Source organism: Nonomuraea sp. NPDC048892 (assembly GCF_040649735.1).
Lineage (GTDB): Bacteria > Actinomycetota > Actinomycetes > Streptosporangiales > Streptosporangiaceae > Nonomuraea > Nonomuraea maheshkhaliensis.
Genome location: NZ_JBEZFZ010000024.1, coordinates 15,529 through 31,513, shown reverse-complemented (window position 1 = coordinate 31,513; position 15,985 = coordinate 15,529). Strand labels below are relative to the sequence as shown.

14 protein-coding genes are annotated in these 15,985 nt (G+C 69.1%); 3 read left to right on the top strand and 11 right to left on the bottom strand.

Features of this window, described 5'->3' with window-relative positions; all coding sequences use genetic code 11:
* Positions 1-56 precede the first annotated feature (56 nt).
* The 5 genes from AB0C28_RS44260 to AB0C28_RS44240 form a co-directional block, all read right to left on the bottom strand.
* Positions 57-950 carry a carbohydrate ABC transporter permease gene (locus tag AB0C28_RS44260; RefSeq protein WP_357845368.1) on the bottom strand — a complete coding sequence of 298 codons (894 nt, stop codon included), beginning with the start codon at positions 948-950 and terminating at the stop codon, positions 57-59.
* Complete coding sequence (locus AB0C28_RS44255) at positions 950-1,834, bottom strand: sugar ABC transporter permease (RefSeq protein WP_346103328.1); 885 nt, start codon at positions 1,832-1,834, stop codon at positions 950-952. The genes AB0C28_RS44260 and AB0C28_RS44255 overlap by 1 nt, the downstream gene beginning before the upstream one ends.
* A 63-nt stretch (positions 1,835-1,897) precedes the next feature.
* Positions 1,898-3,169 carry an extracellular solute-binding protein gene (locus AB0C28_RS44250; RefSeq protein WP_357845373.1) on the bottom strand — a complete coding sequence of 424 codons (1,272 nt, stop codon included), beginning with the start codon at positions 3,167-3,169 and terminating at the stop codon, positions 1,898-1,900.
* Between the two features lie 204 nt (positions 3,170-3,373).
* Complete coding sequence (locus AB0C28_RS44245) at positions 3,374-5,245, bottom strand: acyl-CoA dehydrogenase family protein (protein WP_358081908.1); 1,872 nt, start codon at positions 5,243-5,245, stop codon at positions 3,374-3,376.
* A 68-nt stretch (positions 5,246-5,313) separates the two neighbouring features.
* A complete protein-coding gene (locus tag AB0C28_RS44240; RefSeq protein WP_358081906.1) occupies positions 5,314-6,540 on the bottom strand; it encodes an amino acid permease in 1,227 nt (408 codons plus the stop codon).
* An 82-nt stretch (positions 6,541-6,622) separates the two neighbouring features.
* Here AB0C28_RS44240 and AB0C28_RS44235 point away from each other — a divergent pair, with 82 nt between their 5' ends.
* The 3 genes from AB0C28_RS44235 (at position 6,623) to AB0C28_RS44225 (ending at position 8,976) form a co-directional block, all read left to right on the top strand.
* Entirely contained in the window at positions 6,623-7,084 is a 462-nt protein-coding gene (locus tag AB0C28_RS44235; RefSeq protein ID WP_357845382.1) for an Lrp/AsnC family transcriptional regulator, read from the top strand.
* A gap of 70 nt (positions 7,085-7,154) precedes the next feature.
* Positions 7,155-8,606, top strand: a complete 1,452-nt coding sequence (locus tag AB0C28_RS44230; protein WP_358081904.1) for a serine hydrolase domain-containing protein — start codon at positions 7,155-7,157, stop codon at positions 8,604-8,606.
* Positions 8,607-8,616: 10 nt separating this feature from the next.
* On the top strand, positions 8,617-8,976 hold the full coding sequence (locus AB0C28_RS44225) for a MerR family transcriptional regulator (protein ID WP_358081901.1): 360 nt from the start codon (positions 8,617-8,619) through the stop codon (positions 8,974-8,976).
* Between the two features lie 441 nt (positions 8,977-9,417).
* Here AB0C28_RS44225 and AB0C28_RS44220 read toward each other — a convergent pair whose 3' ends face one another.
* The 6 genes from AB0C28_RS44220 to AB0C28_RS44195 all read right to left on the bottom strand — a co-directional run bounded on the left by AB0C28_RS44220 (position 9,418) and on the right by AB0C28_RS44195 (position 15,795).
* Positions 9,418-10,563, bottom strand: coding sequence for an acetyl-CoA C-acetyltransferase (locus AB0C28_RS44220; protein ID WP_357845391.1), 1,146 nt, complete (start codon positions 10,561-10,563; stop codon positions 9,418-9,420).
* Positions 10,564-10,620: 57 nt separating this feature from the next.
* Positions 10,621-11,355, bottom strand: coding sequence for a hypothetical protein (locus tag AB0C28_RS44215; RefSeq protein WP_358081898.1), 735 nt, complete (start codon positions 11,353-11,355; stop codon positions 10,621-10,623).
* Positions 11,356-11,369: 14 nt separating this feature from the next.
* The gene (locus AB0C28_RS44210) at positions 11,370-12,128 is read right to left on the bottom strand and encodes a class F sortase (protein ID WP_346103312.1); all 759 of its coding nucleotides are present in this window, start codon (positions 12,126-12,128) and stop codon (positions 11,370-11,372) included.
* A gap of 5 nt (positions 12,129-12,133) precedes the next feature.
* The gene (locus tag AB0C28_RS44205) at positions 12,134-13,426 is read right to left on the bottom strand and encodes a hypothetical protein (RefSeq protein WP_358081895.1); all 1,293 of its coding nucleotides are present in this window, start codon (positions 13,424-13,426) and stop codon (positions 12,134-12,136) included.
* Positions 13,427-13,573: 147 nt separating this feature from the next.
* Entirely contained in the window at positions 13,574-14,425 is an 852-nt protein-coding gene (locus AB0C28_RS44200) for a class F sortase (protein ID WP_358081892.1), read from the bottom strand.
* Positions 14,422-15,795 (bottom strand): hypothetical protein, encoded by a 1,374-nt coding sequence (locus AB0C28_RS44195; RefSeq protein ID WP_358081889.1) that lies wholly within the window; start codon positions 15,793-15,795, stop codon positions 14,422-14,424. Before AB0C28_RS44195 ends, AB0C28_RS44200 begins: the two co-directional genes overlap by 4 nt.
* Positions 15,796-15,985 lie beyond the last annotated feature (190 nt).

The window sequence follows — 15,985 nt, the reverse complement described above, 5'->3', positions numbered from 1 at the left end:
AAGCCACGTGAAGACGCCCGGCCGCGCCCAGGGGTCACCGGGGGCGGCCGGGCGGTCTACTTGATGGAGCCGGCGGTCAGGCCGCCGACCACCTTCCGCTCGATCAGGGCGAACAGGATGATCACCGGGATGGTGGCGATCACCGAGCCGGCGAACAGGTTCTGCCAGTCCACCTGGTACTGCCCGATGAACGAGTTGAGCGCCACGGGAAGCGGCTGGTTGGCCGTGGTCGTGGTCAGGGTCAGCGCGACCACGAACTCGTTCCACGCGGCGATGAACGTGAAGATCAGCGCGGTGATGACGCCGGGCATGGCCAGCGGCAGCGTGATCCGGAACAGCGCGCCGAAGCGCCCGTTGCCGTCGATGAAGGCCGCCTCCTCCAGCTCACGCGGGATGGAGGCGAAGTACGCGTTCAGGATCCACACCGCGAACGCCAGGTTGAACCCGCCGTTGACCAGGATCAGCGCCCAGATCGAGTCCACCAGCCCGAACTGGAAGAACTCGCGGTAGATGCCGACGACCATGGCCGTGGGCTGGAACATCTGCGTGATCAGGACGAGCACCAGGAACGCGGTGCGGCCCTTGAACTGGTGCCGGGCCGAGTAGTACGCGGCGGGCAGCGCCACCAGCAGCACGAGCACGGTCGAGCCGGCCGCCACCTTGATCGTGACCCAGAGGTTGACGGCCAGGCCGGTGCCCCAGAAGTCGGCGAGGTTCGACCAGATCCACTCACGCGGCCAGAACGTCACCTCGCGCAGCGAGTCCTGGGAGCGCAGCGAGGTCAGCAGCATGACCACGTACGGGAACAGGAACAGCAGCGAGACGACGTAGGCGGTGCCCGCGACGAGGACGGTCTTGACCTTGGGCATGGCGCCGGCGACGCCGCCGCCCCGGCCGGCGCGGGCGTGGTGGTGTGGCCTGGTCCGCGACGGCGCGGTCTTGACGGCCATCACGCCACCTCCTTGTTCCACCGCGACACCCGCAGGAAGATCACGGTCAGCACGATCACCATGCCGAAGTTGACGACGGACATGGCGGCCGACTCGCCGATGTCGGAGCCCTTGAGGATGTACATGAGGATCGTCGACGTGGCCGTGGAGTAGCCGGGCTGGCCGTGCGTCATGGCCCAGATGATCGGGAAGCTGTTGAAGACGTTCATGACGTTGATCAGCGCGGCCACGGTGAGCGCGGGGCGCAGGAGTGGCAGCGTGATCGACCAGTACGTCCGCAGGCGTCCTGCTCCGTCCATGCGGGCGGCCTCGTACACGTCGGCGGGGATCGTGGCGAGCCCGGCCAGCAGCGCGTACGTGGTGAACGGCACCGACACGAACACCGCGACGAACACCAGCCACGGCATGGCGGTGGAGGCGTCACCGAGCTGGTCGGCGGCGGCTCCGCCCATGGCGTCGATCCACCCGAGTTTCAGCCGGATCTGGTTGATCACGCCGACCTCGGGGTCGAGCATCCACTTGAAGATGATCGCGGTCATGAGCACCGACGCGGCCCAGGGCGCGATGAGCGCCCAGCGGGCCACCTTGCGCAGCGGGAAGCGCTGGTTGAACAGCTGCGCCAGGGCCAGCGAGAACAGCACGGTGAGCACCACGACGGCGACGACCCAGATCACGCTGCGGACCATGATGTCCGCGAAGTCCTTCTCGCCGAACAGCTTCTCGTAGTTGGCGAAGCCGGTGTAGCCGCGTTCCACGCCGAGCCGGCTGATCTCCAGGAACGAGGACCTGATCATCTCGATCACGGGCCAGAGCACGACGAGGGCGATCAGGACGATGGCGGGCCCGACCCAGGCCAGGGGCTCCAGGGCGCGCAATCTTCTCATCAGACACCTTTCCAGGACGATACGGCCGACGGCGCGCGCCGGCCGTATCCGTGTCCCGCTGGATCAGCCGGCCGCTTCGGCGGTCTTCTGCAGCTCACCGAGGACCTTGGCGGGGTCGTCCTTGACGGCGCCGCCGATGGTCTGCTTGATGGCCGGGTTCACCTCGGCCCACTTGGGGTCCTGGAAGGGGTAGAAGCTGGCGTTGGGCAGCGCGTCGAGGAACGGCTTGAGCTTCTCGTCGCTCGACAGCTTCTGGATGCCGCCGTTGGTGACGGGCAGCAGCTTGTAGGTGTCGGAGATCTTCTGGGCGGCGCTGCCGGTGTAGAAGAAGTCGAAGAACTTCTTGATCTCGGCGGCGTGGCCGTTCTTGTTGAACGCCATGATCCAGTCCATGACGCCGAGCGTGGTGTCGAGCGGCCCGGCCTTGCCGGGGATCGGCACGACGCCGTAGTTCTTCAGGCCGGCCGCGTCGAAGATCGGGATGGACATGGGGCCGCCGTTGACCATGCCGACCTTGCCCGCGCCGAAGTCCTCCCAGACCGTCTTGCGGTCCTTGGTGCCCGGGTTGGGGGTGGTCAGGCCGGCGTCGACCAGGCCCTTCACGTACGTGAACGTCTCGACGTTCTGCGGCGAGTTGATCGCCCACTTGCCGGAGGCGTCCTTGTAACCGCCGCCGTTGCCCAGCATCCACAGGAACGACTCGGCCTGGGCCTCCTCCTGGCCGAGCGGCAGGCCGAACGGCTGCGTCACGCCGGCGCCCTTCAGCTTCTCGGCGGCGGCCTTGAGCTCGTCCCACGTCTTCGGCGGTTCGGCGATGCCGGCCTTCTCGAAGAGGTCCTTGTTGTAGAACAGGGCGCGGGCGGAGGAGACGAACGGGATGCCGTACGCGGCGCCGTCGACCTTGCCGAACTCGGCGAACTTCTGCAGCATGTCGCCCGAGACGTTCGGCGACAGGACCTCGTCCACCTTGTAGAGGAGCTTGTCGGCGACGAAGCCGGAGTAGTCGCCGGTCTGCAGGATGTCGGGCACCTGACCGTTCTGGATCATGGTGGCGACCTGCTTGTCGATGTCGTTCCAGTTGATGACCTGGACATCGACCTTGATGTTCGGGTTGGCCGCCTGGAACTCGTCCACGACGCCCTTCCAGAACGTCTCGCCCGAGTTCGGCTTGCCGGGGCCGTCGCCGTAGTCGGCCGCGACCATCTTCAGGGTGACCGCACCGCCGCCCGACGCCTGGGTGTCGTCGCCTCCGCCGGAGCCGCCAGAGCCGCAACTGGACAGGACCAGCATCGTGGCAAGGCCGAGAGCGGCGCCGCTCACAAGCTTGATGTTCACTGGAGATACCGCCTTCTCGTCAGGCCGGGCCGAGCTGGTCCGTACCAGCCGGCGGACCCAGCCCTGGGGGATGAGGCGCGCGAGTAACGGCTCGCCCGCGTTTGCGCCAGCGTAAGCCTGAGTTTGGCAGCCGGTCTATACCGGTCCGTCTCGTTTTGACAACACTCGGGGAAATCAGACCGCACATCCGGTCTAGACCGGATGTCAGATGATCTTCCGCCGGACGTTCTCCCCGCCCGACGGCGTGCCGATCCACGGACCCTCGATCGACGGATCCAGGATCCCCTCCTCGACGAAGGTGTAGCGGCCCTCCAGGACGTAGTTCGCCAGGCGTACGTCATGGCTGTCGCTGTTGTCCCAGAGCCGGTCGAAGAGCTCGTCCACGCGGTGTCGTGCCTGGTGGCAGAAGGTGTCGGCCAGCTCGTACGGCCTGCGCCCCAGATCACCGGCGTCCTCCTCGGCCTTGAGGCAGACGGCGGTCATGGCGAACAGTTCGGCCCCGATGTCCACGATCCGGCCGAGGAAGGACTGTTTGTACTCCAGCCTGCTCTGCCAGCGGGACATGCCGTAGAAGGTGGACCTGGCCAGTTTCCTGCTGGTCCGCTCCACGAAGCGCAGATGGGCGGCCAGCGGGCCGAAGTCGGCGTACGAGGTGGGCAGGTTGCCCGTGCCGGCCACCAGTGTGGGCAGCCACTTGGCGTAGAAGCGGCTCGCCCGGCGCAGCGCCTGCGCGCGTTCCTGCCGCCCGGCCTCGGGGTTGATCAGCTCGCCGGCGGCCGACAGGTGCGCGTCCACCGCCTCGCGGGTGATCATCAGGTGCATGATCTCGGAGGAGCCCTCGAAGATGCGGTTGATGCGCGAGTCGCGCAGCATCTGCTCGGCGGGCACGCCACGCTCGCCCCGCGCGGCGAGCGACTCGGCCGTCTCGTAGCCGCGCCCGCCCCTCATCTGGACCAGTTCGTCGAGCACCCGGTACGACAGCTCGGAGGCGTACAGCTTGGCCAGGGCCGCCTCGATCCTGATGTCGTTGCGCTGGTCGTCGGCCAGGCGGCTGCTGAGCTCGCAGACGGCTTCGAGCGCGTACGCGCTGGCCGCGATGAAGGCGATCTTCGTGGCCACGGCTTCGTGCATGCCGACCTTGCGCCCCCACTGCACCCGCTCGTTGCCCCACTCGCGGGCGATCTTGACGGCCCACTTCGCGCTGCCGGCGCACGTGGCGGGCAGCGACAGGCGGCCGGTGTTCAGCGTGGTGAGGGCGATCTTCAGCCCTTCGCCCTCGCGCCCGATCAGGTTCTTGGCCGGCACTCTGACCTGGGAGAACTCGGTGACGCCGTTCTCGATGCCGCGCAACCCCATGAACGAGTTGCGCCGCTTGACCGTGATGCCCGGCGTGTCGGCCTCGACGACGAACGCGCTGATCTTCTTACCGGTCCTGGCCATGACGACCAGCAGGTCGGCCACGACGCCGTTCGTGGTCCACAACTTCACGCCGTCGATCACGTAGTCGTCGCCGTCGCGTACGGCGGTGGTGCCCAGGCGGGCCGGGTCGGAGCCGACGTCGGGCTCGGTCAGCAGGAACGCCGAGATCGCCCCCGCCGCGCACCTGGGCAGGAACTCGCGCTTCTGCTCCTCGGTGCCGAACAGCTTGAGCGGCTGGGGCACGCCGATCGACTGGTGCGCCGACAGCAGCGTGGCCAGCGCCGGGCAGTACGAGCCGACGAGCATGAGCGTGCGGCAGTAGTACAGGTACGGCAGCCCGAGCCCGCCGTACTCCTCCTTGATCGTGATGCCGAACGCGCCGAGTTCCGCCAGCCCCTTGACCACGTCGTCGGGCACCTGGGCGGTCCGCTCAATGAGGGCGGGATCCACGTGCGCGTCGAGGTAGCGGCGGACGGCCCGGACGAACTCCTCGCCCCTCTTGGCCGCCTCGTCGGGCGGGGCGGGGGCCGGATACACCAGATCCAGCCGGAAGTCACCGAGGAAGAGCTGCTTGGCGAAGCTGGGACGCGTCCACTCCTTCTCGCGTGCCTGCTCGCCGACTTCCCTGGACTCCGCGTACTTGGTGTGCTCGGTCATCGCACCTCCCGACATAGCGCCGTCATGTGCTCATGAGTACTGCCCGCCTGACGGCGTCCTGTCGCCGTTTATAGCCCGATTTTGTAGGAACGGCGAGCATTCACCTTCAGTGCACCGAGCGCCACCAGCGCCAGCACGGCGGGCACCACCAGGTAGGCGCCGCAGGCCGCCAGCCCCAGCAGCGACATCCCGGTCCCGATCACGGCCGTGGTCCGGTGCCGGCCGGCCGGCAACATGCGCACCGCCGCCGCCACCCCCGCCGAGGTGACCGCCGCCAGACAGGCCGAGGTCGCGCGCATGAGCAGGTCGAGGTCCGCGCCCCGCACCAGCACCGGCACGCTGAGTGCGAGCACCAGCCCGAGGCTCCGGTACGGCGTCTCGCCCGCCCCTCCGCCCTTGGCGAACCAGCCCGGCAGCGCCTTGTCCCTGGCCAGGGCCGCCCCCAGCCGGGCCGCCCCGGCGATGTAGGTGTTGACCGCCCCGAACGACAGCAGCACCGCCACCACCCCGGTGACCGGCCGCGCCGCCGGGCCGATGCCCGTCTCCAGCATCGCGGTCAGCGGCACGCCGGTCATGTCCGCGCCGAGCACGCCGACGGAGGTGACGGCGACGCCCGCGTACAACAGGCCGATCACTCCCAGAGTCACCACCGTGGCCCGCAGCAATCCCTTCTTCCCGTCGGCGAACTCGGCGGACAGGTGACTGGCCGCCTCCCAGCCGACGAAGGCGAACATGAGCACACCGGCCGCGCCCGCCACGCCGGCGGCGCCGTACGGGGCGAAGGGGGTGAAGTTGGCCGAGTCGGCGTGCGGGACGGCGGTGATCACGGCGGTGGCCAGCAGCGTGACGAGCAGGGCGACCATGACGATCTGCAGCCGCCCGGAGGTGCGCAGCCCGGCCGCGTTGGCGGCGAAAGCGGCCAGAAGGATCAGGCAGGCCGCCAGAGTGGCGTTCACGCCCAGGGAGGCTTCGACGTACCGGCCGCCGACGAGCGCGCCCGCGACGGTGCCGATGGGGACGGCGCCGTAGAACCACCAGCCGGCCACGGCGGAGGCGTGCCGGCCGAACGCCAGGCCGACGACGGCCGCCACTCCCCCGCCGCCCGGGTAACGCGTGCCGAGGGCGGCGAAGGTCAGCGCGACGGGCACGCTCAGCGCGAGCATCCCCGCCCAGGCCAGTACAGAGGCGGGCCCCGCCGCGGCGGCGGCCAGGTGCGGCAGCACCAGCATGCCCGGCCCCAGCACCGCGCCCACGAGCAGTGCCGTCCCTTGCCAGGCTCCCATTCGTCCACTCATGACGCCCGAAGCTAGTCCATCCGTTCGGTCCGACCCCCGGTGGATCGAACGTTCGGCCGGAAGAACATGGCAACCTGGCACCATGGACGAACTAGATTCGGCGATCGTGCGCCTGCTCCAAACGGATGCTCGGCAATCCAACCGCGAACTGGCCAGGCAACTGGGCATCGCCCCCTCGACCTGCCTGGAGCGGGTCAGGACGCTGACCCGAAAAGGGGTGATCCGCGGCTATCACGCCGACATCGACCCGGCCGCGCTCAACCGCGGCGTCCAGGCGATGGTCTCGGTCCAGGTGCGCCCGCTGAGCCGCGCGGTGATCAACGCGTTCAAGTCGTCGGCGGCCGCCATGCCGGAGGTCATGAGCGTGTACGTACTCTCCGGCGGCGACGACTTCCTGCTGCACGTGGGCGTCAGGGACCTCGACCACCTGCACGGGTTCCTGCTCGACCGGCTGAGCAAGCGCAAGGAGATCGTCGGCTGGCGCACCTCGATGATCTTCCAGCAGGTCCGCGAGGTCGCCCCCGAGCGGCTGCCCGAGACCTGACTTTCGTCAGGGGTGGTGGTAGACGGTCGGCCGATACGGAAGCGGGCCCCGCCTTCCTAGGTTCTTCAGCGTGAAACTCCTTCTGTCCCTCGCTCTCGCCCTCAGCCCGGCTTCCGCCGCACCGGCGGCCCCCGAGCTGACCCCCGCCGCCGTGGACGCCTACCTGCGCGAGGCCATGGAGACCACCGGGGTGCCCGGTCTGTCCGTGGTCGTGACGCACGGCGGCGAGGTCGTGCACGCCACCGGCTACGGCCACGACTCCGACGGGCGGCCCGTGACCGAGGACACCCCCATGCGGGTGGCCTCGGTGAGCAAGTCGTTCACCGCCATGGCCGTCATGACGCTCGTGGAGCGCGGCAGGATCAGGCTGGATGAGCCGGTGGCCGCGCAGGTGCCCGGGTTCGCGATGGCCGACCCGCGGGCGGCCCGCATCACCGTACGGCAGCTGCTCAACCAGACCTCGGGCCTGTCCGACCGCACGATCGACATCGCCGCGACCGAGCGCGCCACCTCCCTGGCCGACTACACCGCCCGCCTGGCCGGCTCCCGGCTCGCCGCCGACCCCGGCACCCGCTACGAGTACTGCAACGTCAACTACGACCTGGCCGCGCGGCTGGTGGAGGTGGCCTCGGGCCGGCGGTTCGGCGACTACCTGCGCGATCGGGTGTTCGGGCCGCTCGGCATGACGTCCAGCGCCGTCTCCGCCGCCGACGTGCGACCGGCGAACGGCTACAACTCGCTCTTCGGCGCCTGGCTGCCCCGGCCCGAGCTCGACGGGTTCCACGACGACAGCGGCGCGGGCGGGGTCATCACCACCGCCGCCGACATGGGCAAATGGCTGATCGTGCAGGCGGGAAGCGGCCGGCCGCTCGTCAAGCGGGAGAGCCTGGCGACCATGCACCGGCCGACGGAGCTGCGGCCGTACGGGATGGGGTGGGGCGTCGAGGAGGACGGGTGGCTCGTGCACTCGGGCAACCTGTTCACCTACAACGCCGTCGAGGCCGTCTCCCCGAAGACCGGCTACGGCTTCGCCGTGATGACCAACAACGCCACCCTGTACGACCCGACGTACGACATCATGCTCGGCCTCGCGGCGCTGAGCGAGGGCCGGACCCCGGAGGGGCCCGGCGGCGACCGGCAGCTCTTCGAGGCGGTGCTGGGCGCGCTCGCGATCGTCGCCTTGGGGCTGGGCGTGCTCGGCGTGGTCAGGGCCCGCCGCTGGGCCTCCAGGCGTTCTGGCCGGTCCTGGTGGCGGATCGGGCCGCGGCTGGTGCCCGCGCTCGTCCCGGCCGCGGTGCTGGCCGCGTACCCGGACCTCGTGTCGGTGCTGGTGAACGGCCGGACGGTCACCTGGGCGCAGCTCGCCTACTTCCCCGCGCCCCTCTCCGTCACGGTGCTGTTCTGCGCCCTGGCCGGCCTGGCGGTGACGGCCGCCCGACTCCGTGCGCTGAGGTCCCGGGAAAGTCCACGTCATGCGAGTACGCTGAGTTCCCACATGCACGTCAGAGTCGGACCGGCGTGAGGGAGGCCACGTGCGCATCGGCGAGTTCGTCCGACGCACCGGGGTGAGCGAGCGGCTCCTGCGTCACTACGAGGAGCAGGGCCTGCTGCGCCCCGAGCGCGGCGCCGGCGGCCAGCGCGAATACGGCGAGGCCCACGTCGAGGTCGTGCGCCGGATCCGCTGCCTGCTCTCGGCCGGCCTCGGCACCACGATGATCGCGACCGTGCTGCTCTGCCTGGAGGACGAAAGCGACCACCTGGCTCCGACCTGTCCCGACATGCTGGAGCGGCTGCGCGCCGAACGCGACCGGATCGACCGCGCCATGGAGGCGATGCGCGAGTCACGCGAGGCCCTCGACAGCGTGATCGCGGCGGGCCAGGCACGCGGCTGACGACCTGAACGGGCGCGCGGCCGACGGCCTGGGCGGACGCCCGGCTCGCGGCTGACCACGGTTTCCGCCGGCGATTAATTCGGTTGCGCGTCCCCCGAAGCACCCTTTAGCCTCATGGACATGCGCCTTTACCTGTAATTCGCGGGGCTTGACCGCCCGCCACTCAGCCAGTCCACCCATGAGACGCGGCAGCTGAGCATGTCGACCGGCCTCCATGAGCCGCGTCGTGAGTTACGTAGAGGAGCTTTCCCTTATGCGCGTTCGCTCAGGAAACAAGAAAAACCGGCCCCAGTTGCCGGTGGTGCGCCCGATGCCCAAGATGCCGCAGCGGCCGATCATGCCGCCCCGGCGCCTTCCGCCCAAGGGCCGCTAGACAACTACCGGGATGGTAGTTAGCGGAGCGCCGCCTCCCCCGTACGCCCGGAGGCGGCGCTCCACCCTTCACAGCCGCTCGATGATGGTGACGTTGGCCTGGCCGCCGCCCTCGCACATCGTCTGCAGGCCGTAACGGCCGCCGGTGCGCTCCAGCTCGTGCAGCAGTTTGGTCATCAGGATCGCGCCCGTGCCGCCGAGCGGGTGGCCGAGCGCGATGGCGCCGCCGTTGGGGTTGACCCGGGCCGGGTCGGCGCCGAGCTCCTTCATCCACGCCAGCGGCACCGGCGCGAACGCCTCGTTGATCTCGACGACGTCGATCTCGTCGATCGACATGCCGGCCTTCTTCAGCGCCCGCTGCGTGGCGGGGATCGGCGCGGTCAGCATGTAGACCGGGTCGTCCCCCATGAGCGCGAGCTGGTGGATGCGGGCCCTCGGGGTCAGCCCGTGCTCGCGTACGGCCTGCTCGGAGGCGATGAGCACGGCTCCGGAGCCGTCGGAGATCTGCGACGACGTGGCCGCGGTGATCTGGCCGCCCTCCTTGAGGGTCTTCAGGCCCGCCATCTTCTCCAGCGTCGTGTCCGCCCGCGGCCCTTCGTCGTCCTCGACGCCGTTGACGGGGGCGATCTGGTCCTTGAAGTAGCCGTTGGCGATGGCCTTGGCGGCCCGCTGGTGGGACTCGAAGGCGTACTGCTCCAGCACGTCCCGCGTGTAGCCCCACTTCTCGCACATCAGCTCCGCGCCGCGGAACTGCGAGATCTCCTGCTTGCCGTACCGTTCGACCCACTTGTCGCCGAACGGGAACGGCATGCCCTTCTCCAGGGCGGCCGTGATCGACGCACCCATGGGCACGATGCTCATCGACTCGACGCCGGCCGCCACCACCAGATCCTGGGTGCCGGACATGACGCCCTGCGCGGCGAAGTGGATCGACTGCTGGGAGGAGCCGCACTGCCGGTCGATCGTGACGCCGGCGGTGGTCTCGGGCAGCCCTGCCGACAGCCAGGCATTTCGCGCGATGTCCATGCTCTGGGGGCCGAACTGCATGACGCACCCCATGATGACGTCCTCGACCGCGGCCGGGTCGACGCCGGTGCGGTCGATCAGCGCCTTCAGCGCGTGGGCGGCCAGGTCAGTGGGGTGGACGGTGGAAAGGCCGCCCTTCTTCTTGCCGACGGGGGTGCGAACCGCCCCGACGATGTACGCCTCTGCCACAGTGCCTCCTGGAAACCGAGCATTATTCGGTTACTAGGTGCAGAGTACAACAGAACGTCATTCGGGCGCAGGCTCCGCCGGGGGTACGAGCTCCTCCGCCGCTTCCGGCTCCGCTTCTGATTCCGCTTCCGCCGACGCAGGGGGCACGAGATCCTCCGCCGCGTCGATCCGGAACCGCCAGCGGTCCACCGCCAGCCCGTTCAGCGCCTCCGACAGCTCCAGCGCGAGCGCGCCCAGCTTGACCGGCTCGTCGCCGCGCAGCTCGATCGCGGTCAGCTCGGTCGCGAACGGCAGCAACTCCTGCACGGCCGGCGGCTGGCCCTTCTGCGGCACCAGCACGGCCCTGATGTCGCCCGCCGTGAACGCGACGCCCTCTTCCTCCTGCTCCAGCAGCGGGGCCAGCTCCTCCGGCGTGGGGCGTACCGGCAGGATGACCGCCGGGCCGCTCTCCTCGTCGTCGGCCGGATCGCTCACCTCGCCCCGGCACACCGCGAGCCCGCCCAGCCGGAACGCCAGGCCCTCGGCAAGGAAGCGGTCGAAGAAGTCGAGCGGCAGCGGGCCCTCCGCGGCCACCCGCACCGCCCACACCTTCTCCAGCTCGCCGCCGGTCAGCTCACCCTCGGCCTCGACGGGCGCGTACACGCGCACGTCGGTCGCCACGATGTCGTCGCCGTCCCGCCTCGCGGCCGGGTCGGCGAGCCTGACGACGCGCAACAACTCGTCCAGGTCCGGTTTGGCGGGCAATGCCGCCGTGGGGCCAGTACGCAGTCTCCGCTTCGCCATCCAGCCCATGCCCGCCTCCGTGCTCAGCTTCGATAGGAGCTCGTCATCGTCGCGTAGACGATGACGTTGTCGGTGTAGTGCCCGGTGGTCCGATCGTAGGTACCACCGCAGGTGATCAGGTGCAGCTGAGCGTTGTCCTGGCTCCCGTAGACCCGCTGGGTCGGGAACGTCTTCTTGCTCGCCTGCTCAATCCCGCCGACGGTGAACACCGCGGTCGTCTTGTCCTGGCGCTTGACCTCGATGGTGTCGCCGTTCTTCAGCTCCGGCAAGCGGGCGAACACGGCGGCACGCGTCCGGGTGTCCTTGTGCCCGAGCAGCACGGCCGGGCCGACCTCGCCCGGGGTGGACATGTTCCGGTACCAGCCGACCAGGTTGTGGTTCTCCGACGGCGGCACCTGGATCGTGCCGTCCTTGGCCAGACCCACCGACCGGATCGGCGCGTTGATCCCCAGCCGCTTGACGACCAGCCTGATCGGGGTCGAGGGCAGCATGGGGGGCGCCGGGGTGATCTGCGGCAGCGGGGGCGGCACGTTCGCCGGTGCCTGGAACAGCGCCTGCTCGGGCTCCCCCGTGTTCTTCGGCTGTGCCCGCAGGGCCAGGGAGTCCCTGTTACTGGCCAGGCCGTACTCTTCTGGCGACTTGAAGACGATCAGCAGCCCCGCCACGACCGTCACGACGCCGGCGATGGCCGCGACGATCAGCACGGTCCGCAGCGCGGTGCCGCCCTTGTCCGCCGGAGGGGGTGGCTGGTTCGGCTGGCCGTACGGGTAGTAGCCGGACATCTCGCTCAGCCCTTGACGGAACGGCGTCGCATGACCAGCCCACCGATCGCCGCCGCCGCGACCAGCCCGGTCCCTGTCAGGATGAACAACCGCCCATCGGGCCCCATCGTCCCACCGGCACCGGTGTCAGCACCCGCCTTGGGGGTCTGCGACTTCCTGGTGGTCGTCGGGGTGACGGTCTCGGTGTGGGTGCGGGTGGTGGTGGGGCGGGGGCTGGTGTTCGTCGGGGTGGGGCTGGTGTTGGTCGGACTCGGGCTCGCCGTGCCGCTGACCACCGTGACCGAGTACGTCTTGAGGTTCGTCGTGGGGGCGGCGCACTTGATGAACGCCGCACCGGACGAAGTGCCGAAACCCAGATCGCCCGCCGTCAATGAGAGGGTGCCCGTGATGGTGGGCCTGACCTTGATGGTGACGTTGGGCAGCGTCGTGAGGTCCGCGCCGACCGTGGGGTTGGTGAGGGCGGCTTCGCCTGTCGCGGTCGGGGAAGCTCCTGCGCCGCTCGGCTTGATCGTGACGAAGACCTTCGAGCCGGTGGTGGGGAAGCCCGACGGGATCGTCAGCGGGTCAGAGCTGGTGCTGTCGACGGTGCCGGTCCACGTGATGGAGGCGTCGGTGTTGACGGTGGCGGTGGCCGGCGGCGTCATTCCGACCTTGATGTCGACATCAGCCGGGTATTCAGTGATGGAGTCGTCCGCGACGGTGCACTTGTAGGTGAGCACGTCGTCACCGGTGCCACCGCCACCGCCACCGGTGCCGATCGGGACATCCAGGACTTCGGTCGAGGTCGTGCTGCAGTTGGTCGTGGTGCTGCTTGCAGGGGAGGTGACTCCGAGCTTCAGATCGCCGGGGTCCAGGCTGATCTTGCCTGTCGTGGTGGAGTTGACCGCGACCTTGTAAGTAGCGTTTCCGGCAGGCACCGTGGTCTGGCCGACCGTGATGGGCGCCCCCGGCTTCGGGGTCGTCGGCTCAGTGACCGTGCCGCCCGACGGCGTCAGTGCCAGATTGACGGCCACAGTGGTGGCGGCCTGGGGAGCAGCCGCCAGCGTCAACGCCGAGATGCCGACAGTCAGGTCGAAGGTCTGGCCCGCCGTTACCGAAGCAGGCGACGTCAACGTCACCGTGATCGGCGTGCTCGCCGTGACCGTATACGGCCCGCCAGGTTGACACGTGTAGGAGAACGTCTTCGTTGCCGCGAATGCCGTCGTCGGTGTCGCCATGACGAAGACGCCGCAAACGAGGACGACCAGCGCGCCTACTAATCCCAACGCGGACGTCGTATGGGCGAGGCGGCGCCCCACCTGGGACATAAGCACGGGTCCATCTCCGTTTCAAAGCAGTGTCAACAGTCGTGCCAGAATTCCAGCCGTTGGTCACGGTTAGGTTGAGATCCTACGAACTGTCCCTGTCAACTTCCCGTAAACAGGCGAAAAGATCCCAACTTCCGGTCAGCCCTTCTTCTTGGACAACGTTGCGTACACGACGATGTTGTCCGTGTAGTGATGCGTCGTCCGGTTGTAGACCCCGCCGCACGTGATGAGCCTGAGCTGGGAGTCGTTGGTGTTCCCGTACACCCGCTTGGTCGGGAACGAGCTCTTGCTGGCCTGCTCGATCCCGCTCACCGTGAACCGGGTGACCTTCCCGTCCGACCGGTACACGTAGATCTGGTCACCCTTCGCCAGCTCGCGCAGACGATCGAAGACGGCCGGGCCCTTGCGGGTGCTGACGTGGCCGTTGATGATCGCCGGCCCCACCTCGCCCGGCACCGGCGACAGCCTGTACCAGCCGGTCTGGTTGGGCCTGCTGAGCGGCGGCGTGCCGAGCCGGCCCTTCTTGCTCACCGTGACCCCGCCGATCGCGGAGTTGACCTTGATCTTGGGGATCTTGATGCGGGTCGGCCTGGCCTTGGCGGTCTTCGTCTTGGCCTTGGGGATCGCCGGGATGACAGGTACGGCGGCCAGCGGCGGCGGGGCGTCGAGGCGGGCCGGGGTGAGCGGCTTGTTCTTGCCGCCGGGGCCGACCGTCGGCGGCAGGATGAACGCGCCCGCGTTCTGCATCTGCACCGTGGTCGGCACGTCCTGCGGCGCAGCGACCGGCCGCGGGCCCGAGCCGTCGTCCACCGGCGGCGCCAGCGAGAGCAGGCTCACCATGACCAGGCCGACACCGCCGAGCGAGCCGGCGATCAGCAGCCCGGGCAGCGCCTTCTGCATCGGCGTCTTCTCCGCCGGCGCGGCCGGGACCGCGAACGGAGCCGGGACCGGAGCCGGAGCGTCGTGATCCGGTGTGTTCTGGTCGGTCATGAGTGCGCTCCTCCCGCGTGCTCGGCCTTTCTTCTGCGCATGAGCAGCCCACCGCCGGCGGTCCCCATGACCAGCGCCATCCCTCCGGCCATCAGCCCGTACGGATGCCGCTCCGCATCGGGCGCCACCCCGGTCTCGACGCCACCACTGGGTGTCTTGGCCACCTGGGGTGCTTTGTAGTACTTGGTCGCGGTCGGCCCGGTGCTCTTCGGCGTGGACGAGGACGAGTTGGACGCCTGGGGGATGACGACCACGTTGGTGAGACCGTCCCCGTTACCGACACCGTTGTTACCCGGGTCCGGGTTGTTGGGGTTACCCGGGTCGGGGTTGTTCGGGTCCGGGTCGTCCGTCGGATCCGGGTCGTCCGTGGGGTCGGGGTCATCGGTCGGGTCCGTGCCGCCGCCGATGGTCACCTCGACCGACGGCGCGGTGCCCACGATGGTGCACTTCGCTTTGTGGAAACCGGTCGGGGTCTCGGCCGTGGTTGTGGACACCTCGAACGCGTCCACCCACATCTGCCCGGTAGCGGCGGCCTTCTGCACCCTGATGGTGTGCCGGCCGTAGTCCAGCACGGGCGAGGTGTAGAGCGTCTTGCCGCCGTCGAGATCGTCGTTGACGGGGTCGTCGTCGGCGTCGCGCGACGGGTCGATCGTCGACACCAGAGCCCCGTCGATGTAGACGTTGACCGGGCTGGAGTCCTTGTCGGTCGGCCCGATGTACTTCACGCTCGTGCCGACGAAGGTCAGGTCGGCGAAGGCGCCGTTCTGGGTGGTCTCGTGCAGGTCGTTGTGCACGTGGTGCTCGGAAGCCGGCCGGTCGTCCAGCGAGGCCCAGCCGCTGCTGTACTCGATCCCCATGTCGCTCGGGTTGTCGGCGTCGTCCCCGTCGTTGACGGTGACCGGGCCGTCCGGCGGTGTGAAGTCGAGCTCGATGTCCTGCGGGGTGATCTTGACGACGCCCGCCTTGTTGGTCAGGCCGGGATCGTTCATCAGCTCGGGCAGCGGCAACTCGTCGTCGGGGCGCAGCGCACCCGCGGCGTCGGACACCCCTTGCGGCTCCAGGATGCCCTTCCAGTCCTTCTCCAGCTTGATCTGGCCGGTCGCGTGCACCAGGCCGCCCGCCTTGAAGTAGCCGGGCGACTGCAGCCGGTTGGGGTCGGAGCCGGTGTAGGCGAGCTTCCAGGTGAAGTTCAGCGGGCCGCCGACCGCGAGATCGGTGGCGAAGGTGAGGTTGGTCCGCAGCTTGACCGCGCCGTGGCGGACGATGCTGCTGGTGTTCCCCTCGGACGAGCAGGAGTAGTCGATGACGAGGTCGGCGGGTGCGGCGGAAGCGGGTACGCCAGGGAGCACCACGACGCCTAATGTCGCCACGGATCCAATCGAAGCGGCGATCAACGCCTTGTGCCACCGACTCACGGAGACTCCGATCACCCACAAATAGACCGAGGGTAGATCTTAGAGTCCAAAACACCCGCAACACACACCGAACGCCGCTTCCTCCGGCACTTGTGATGAACCCGTGTCCACAGGCTCCTCCGGCACCACGAAAGGGGGTATACCT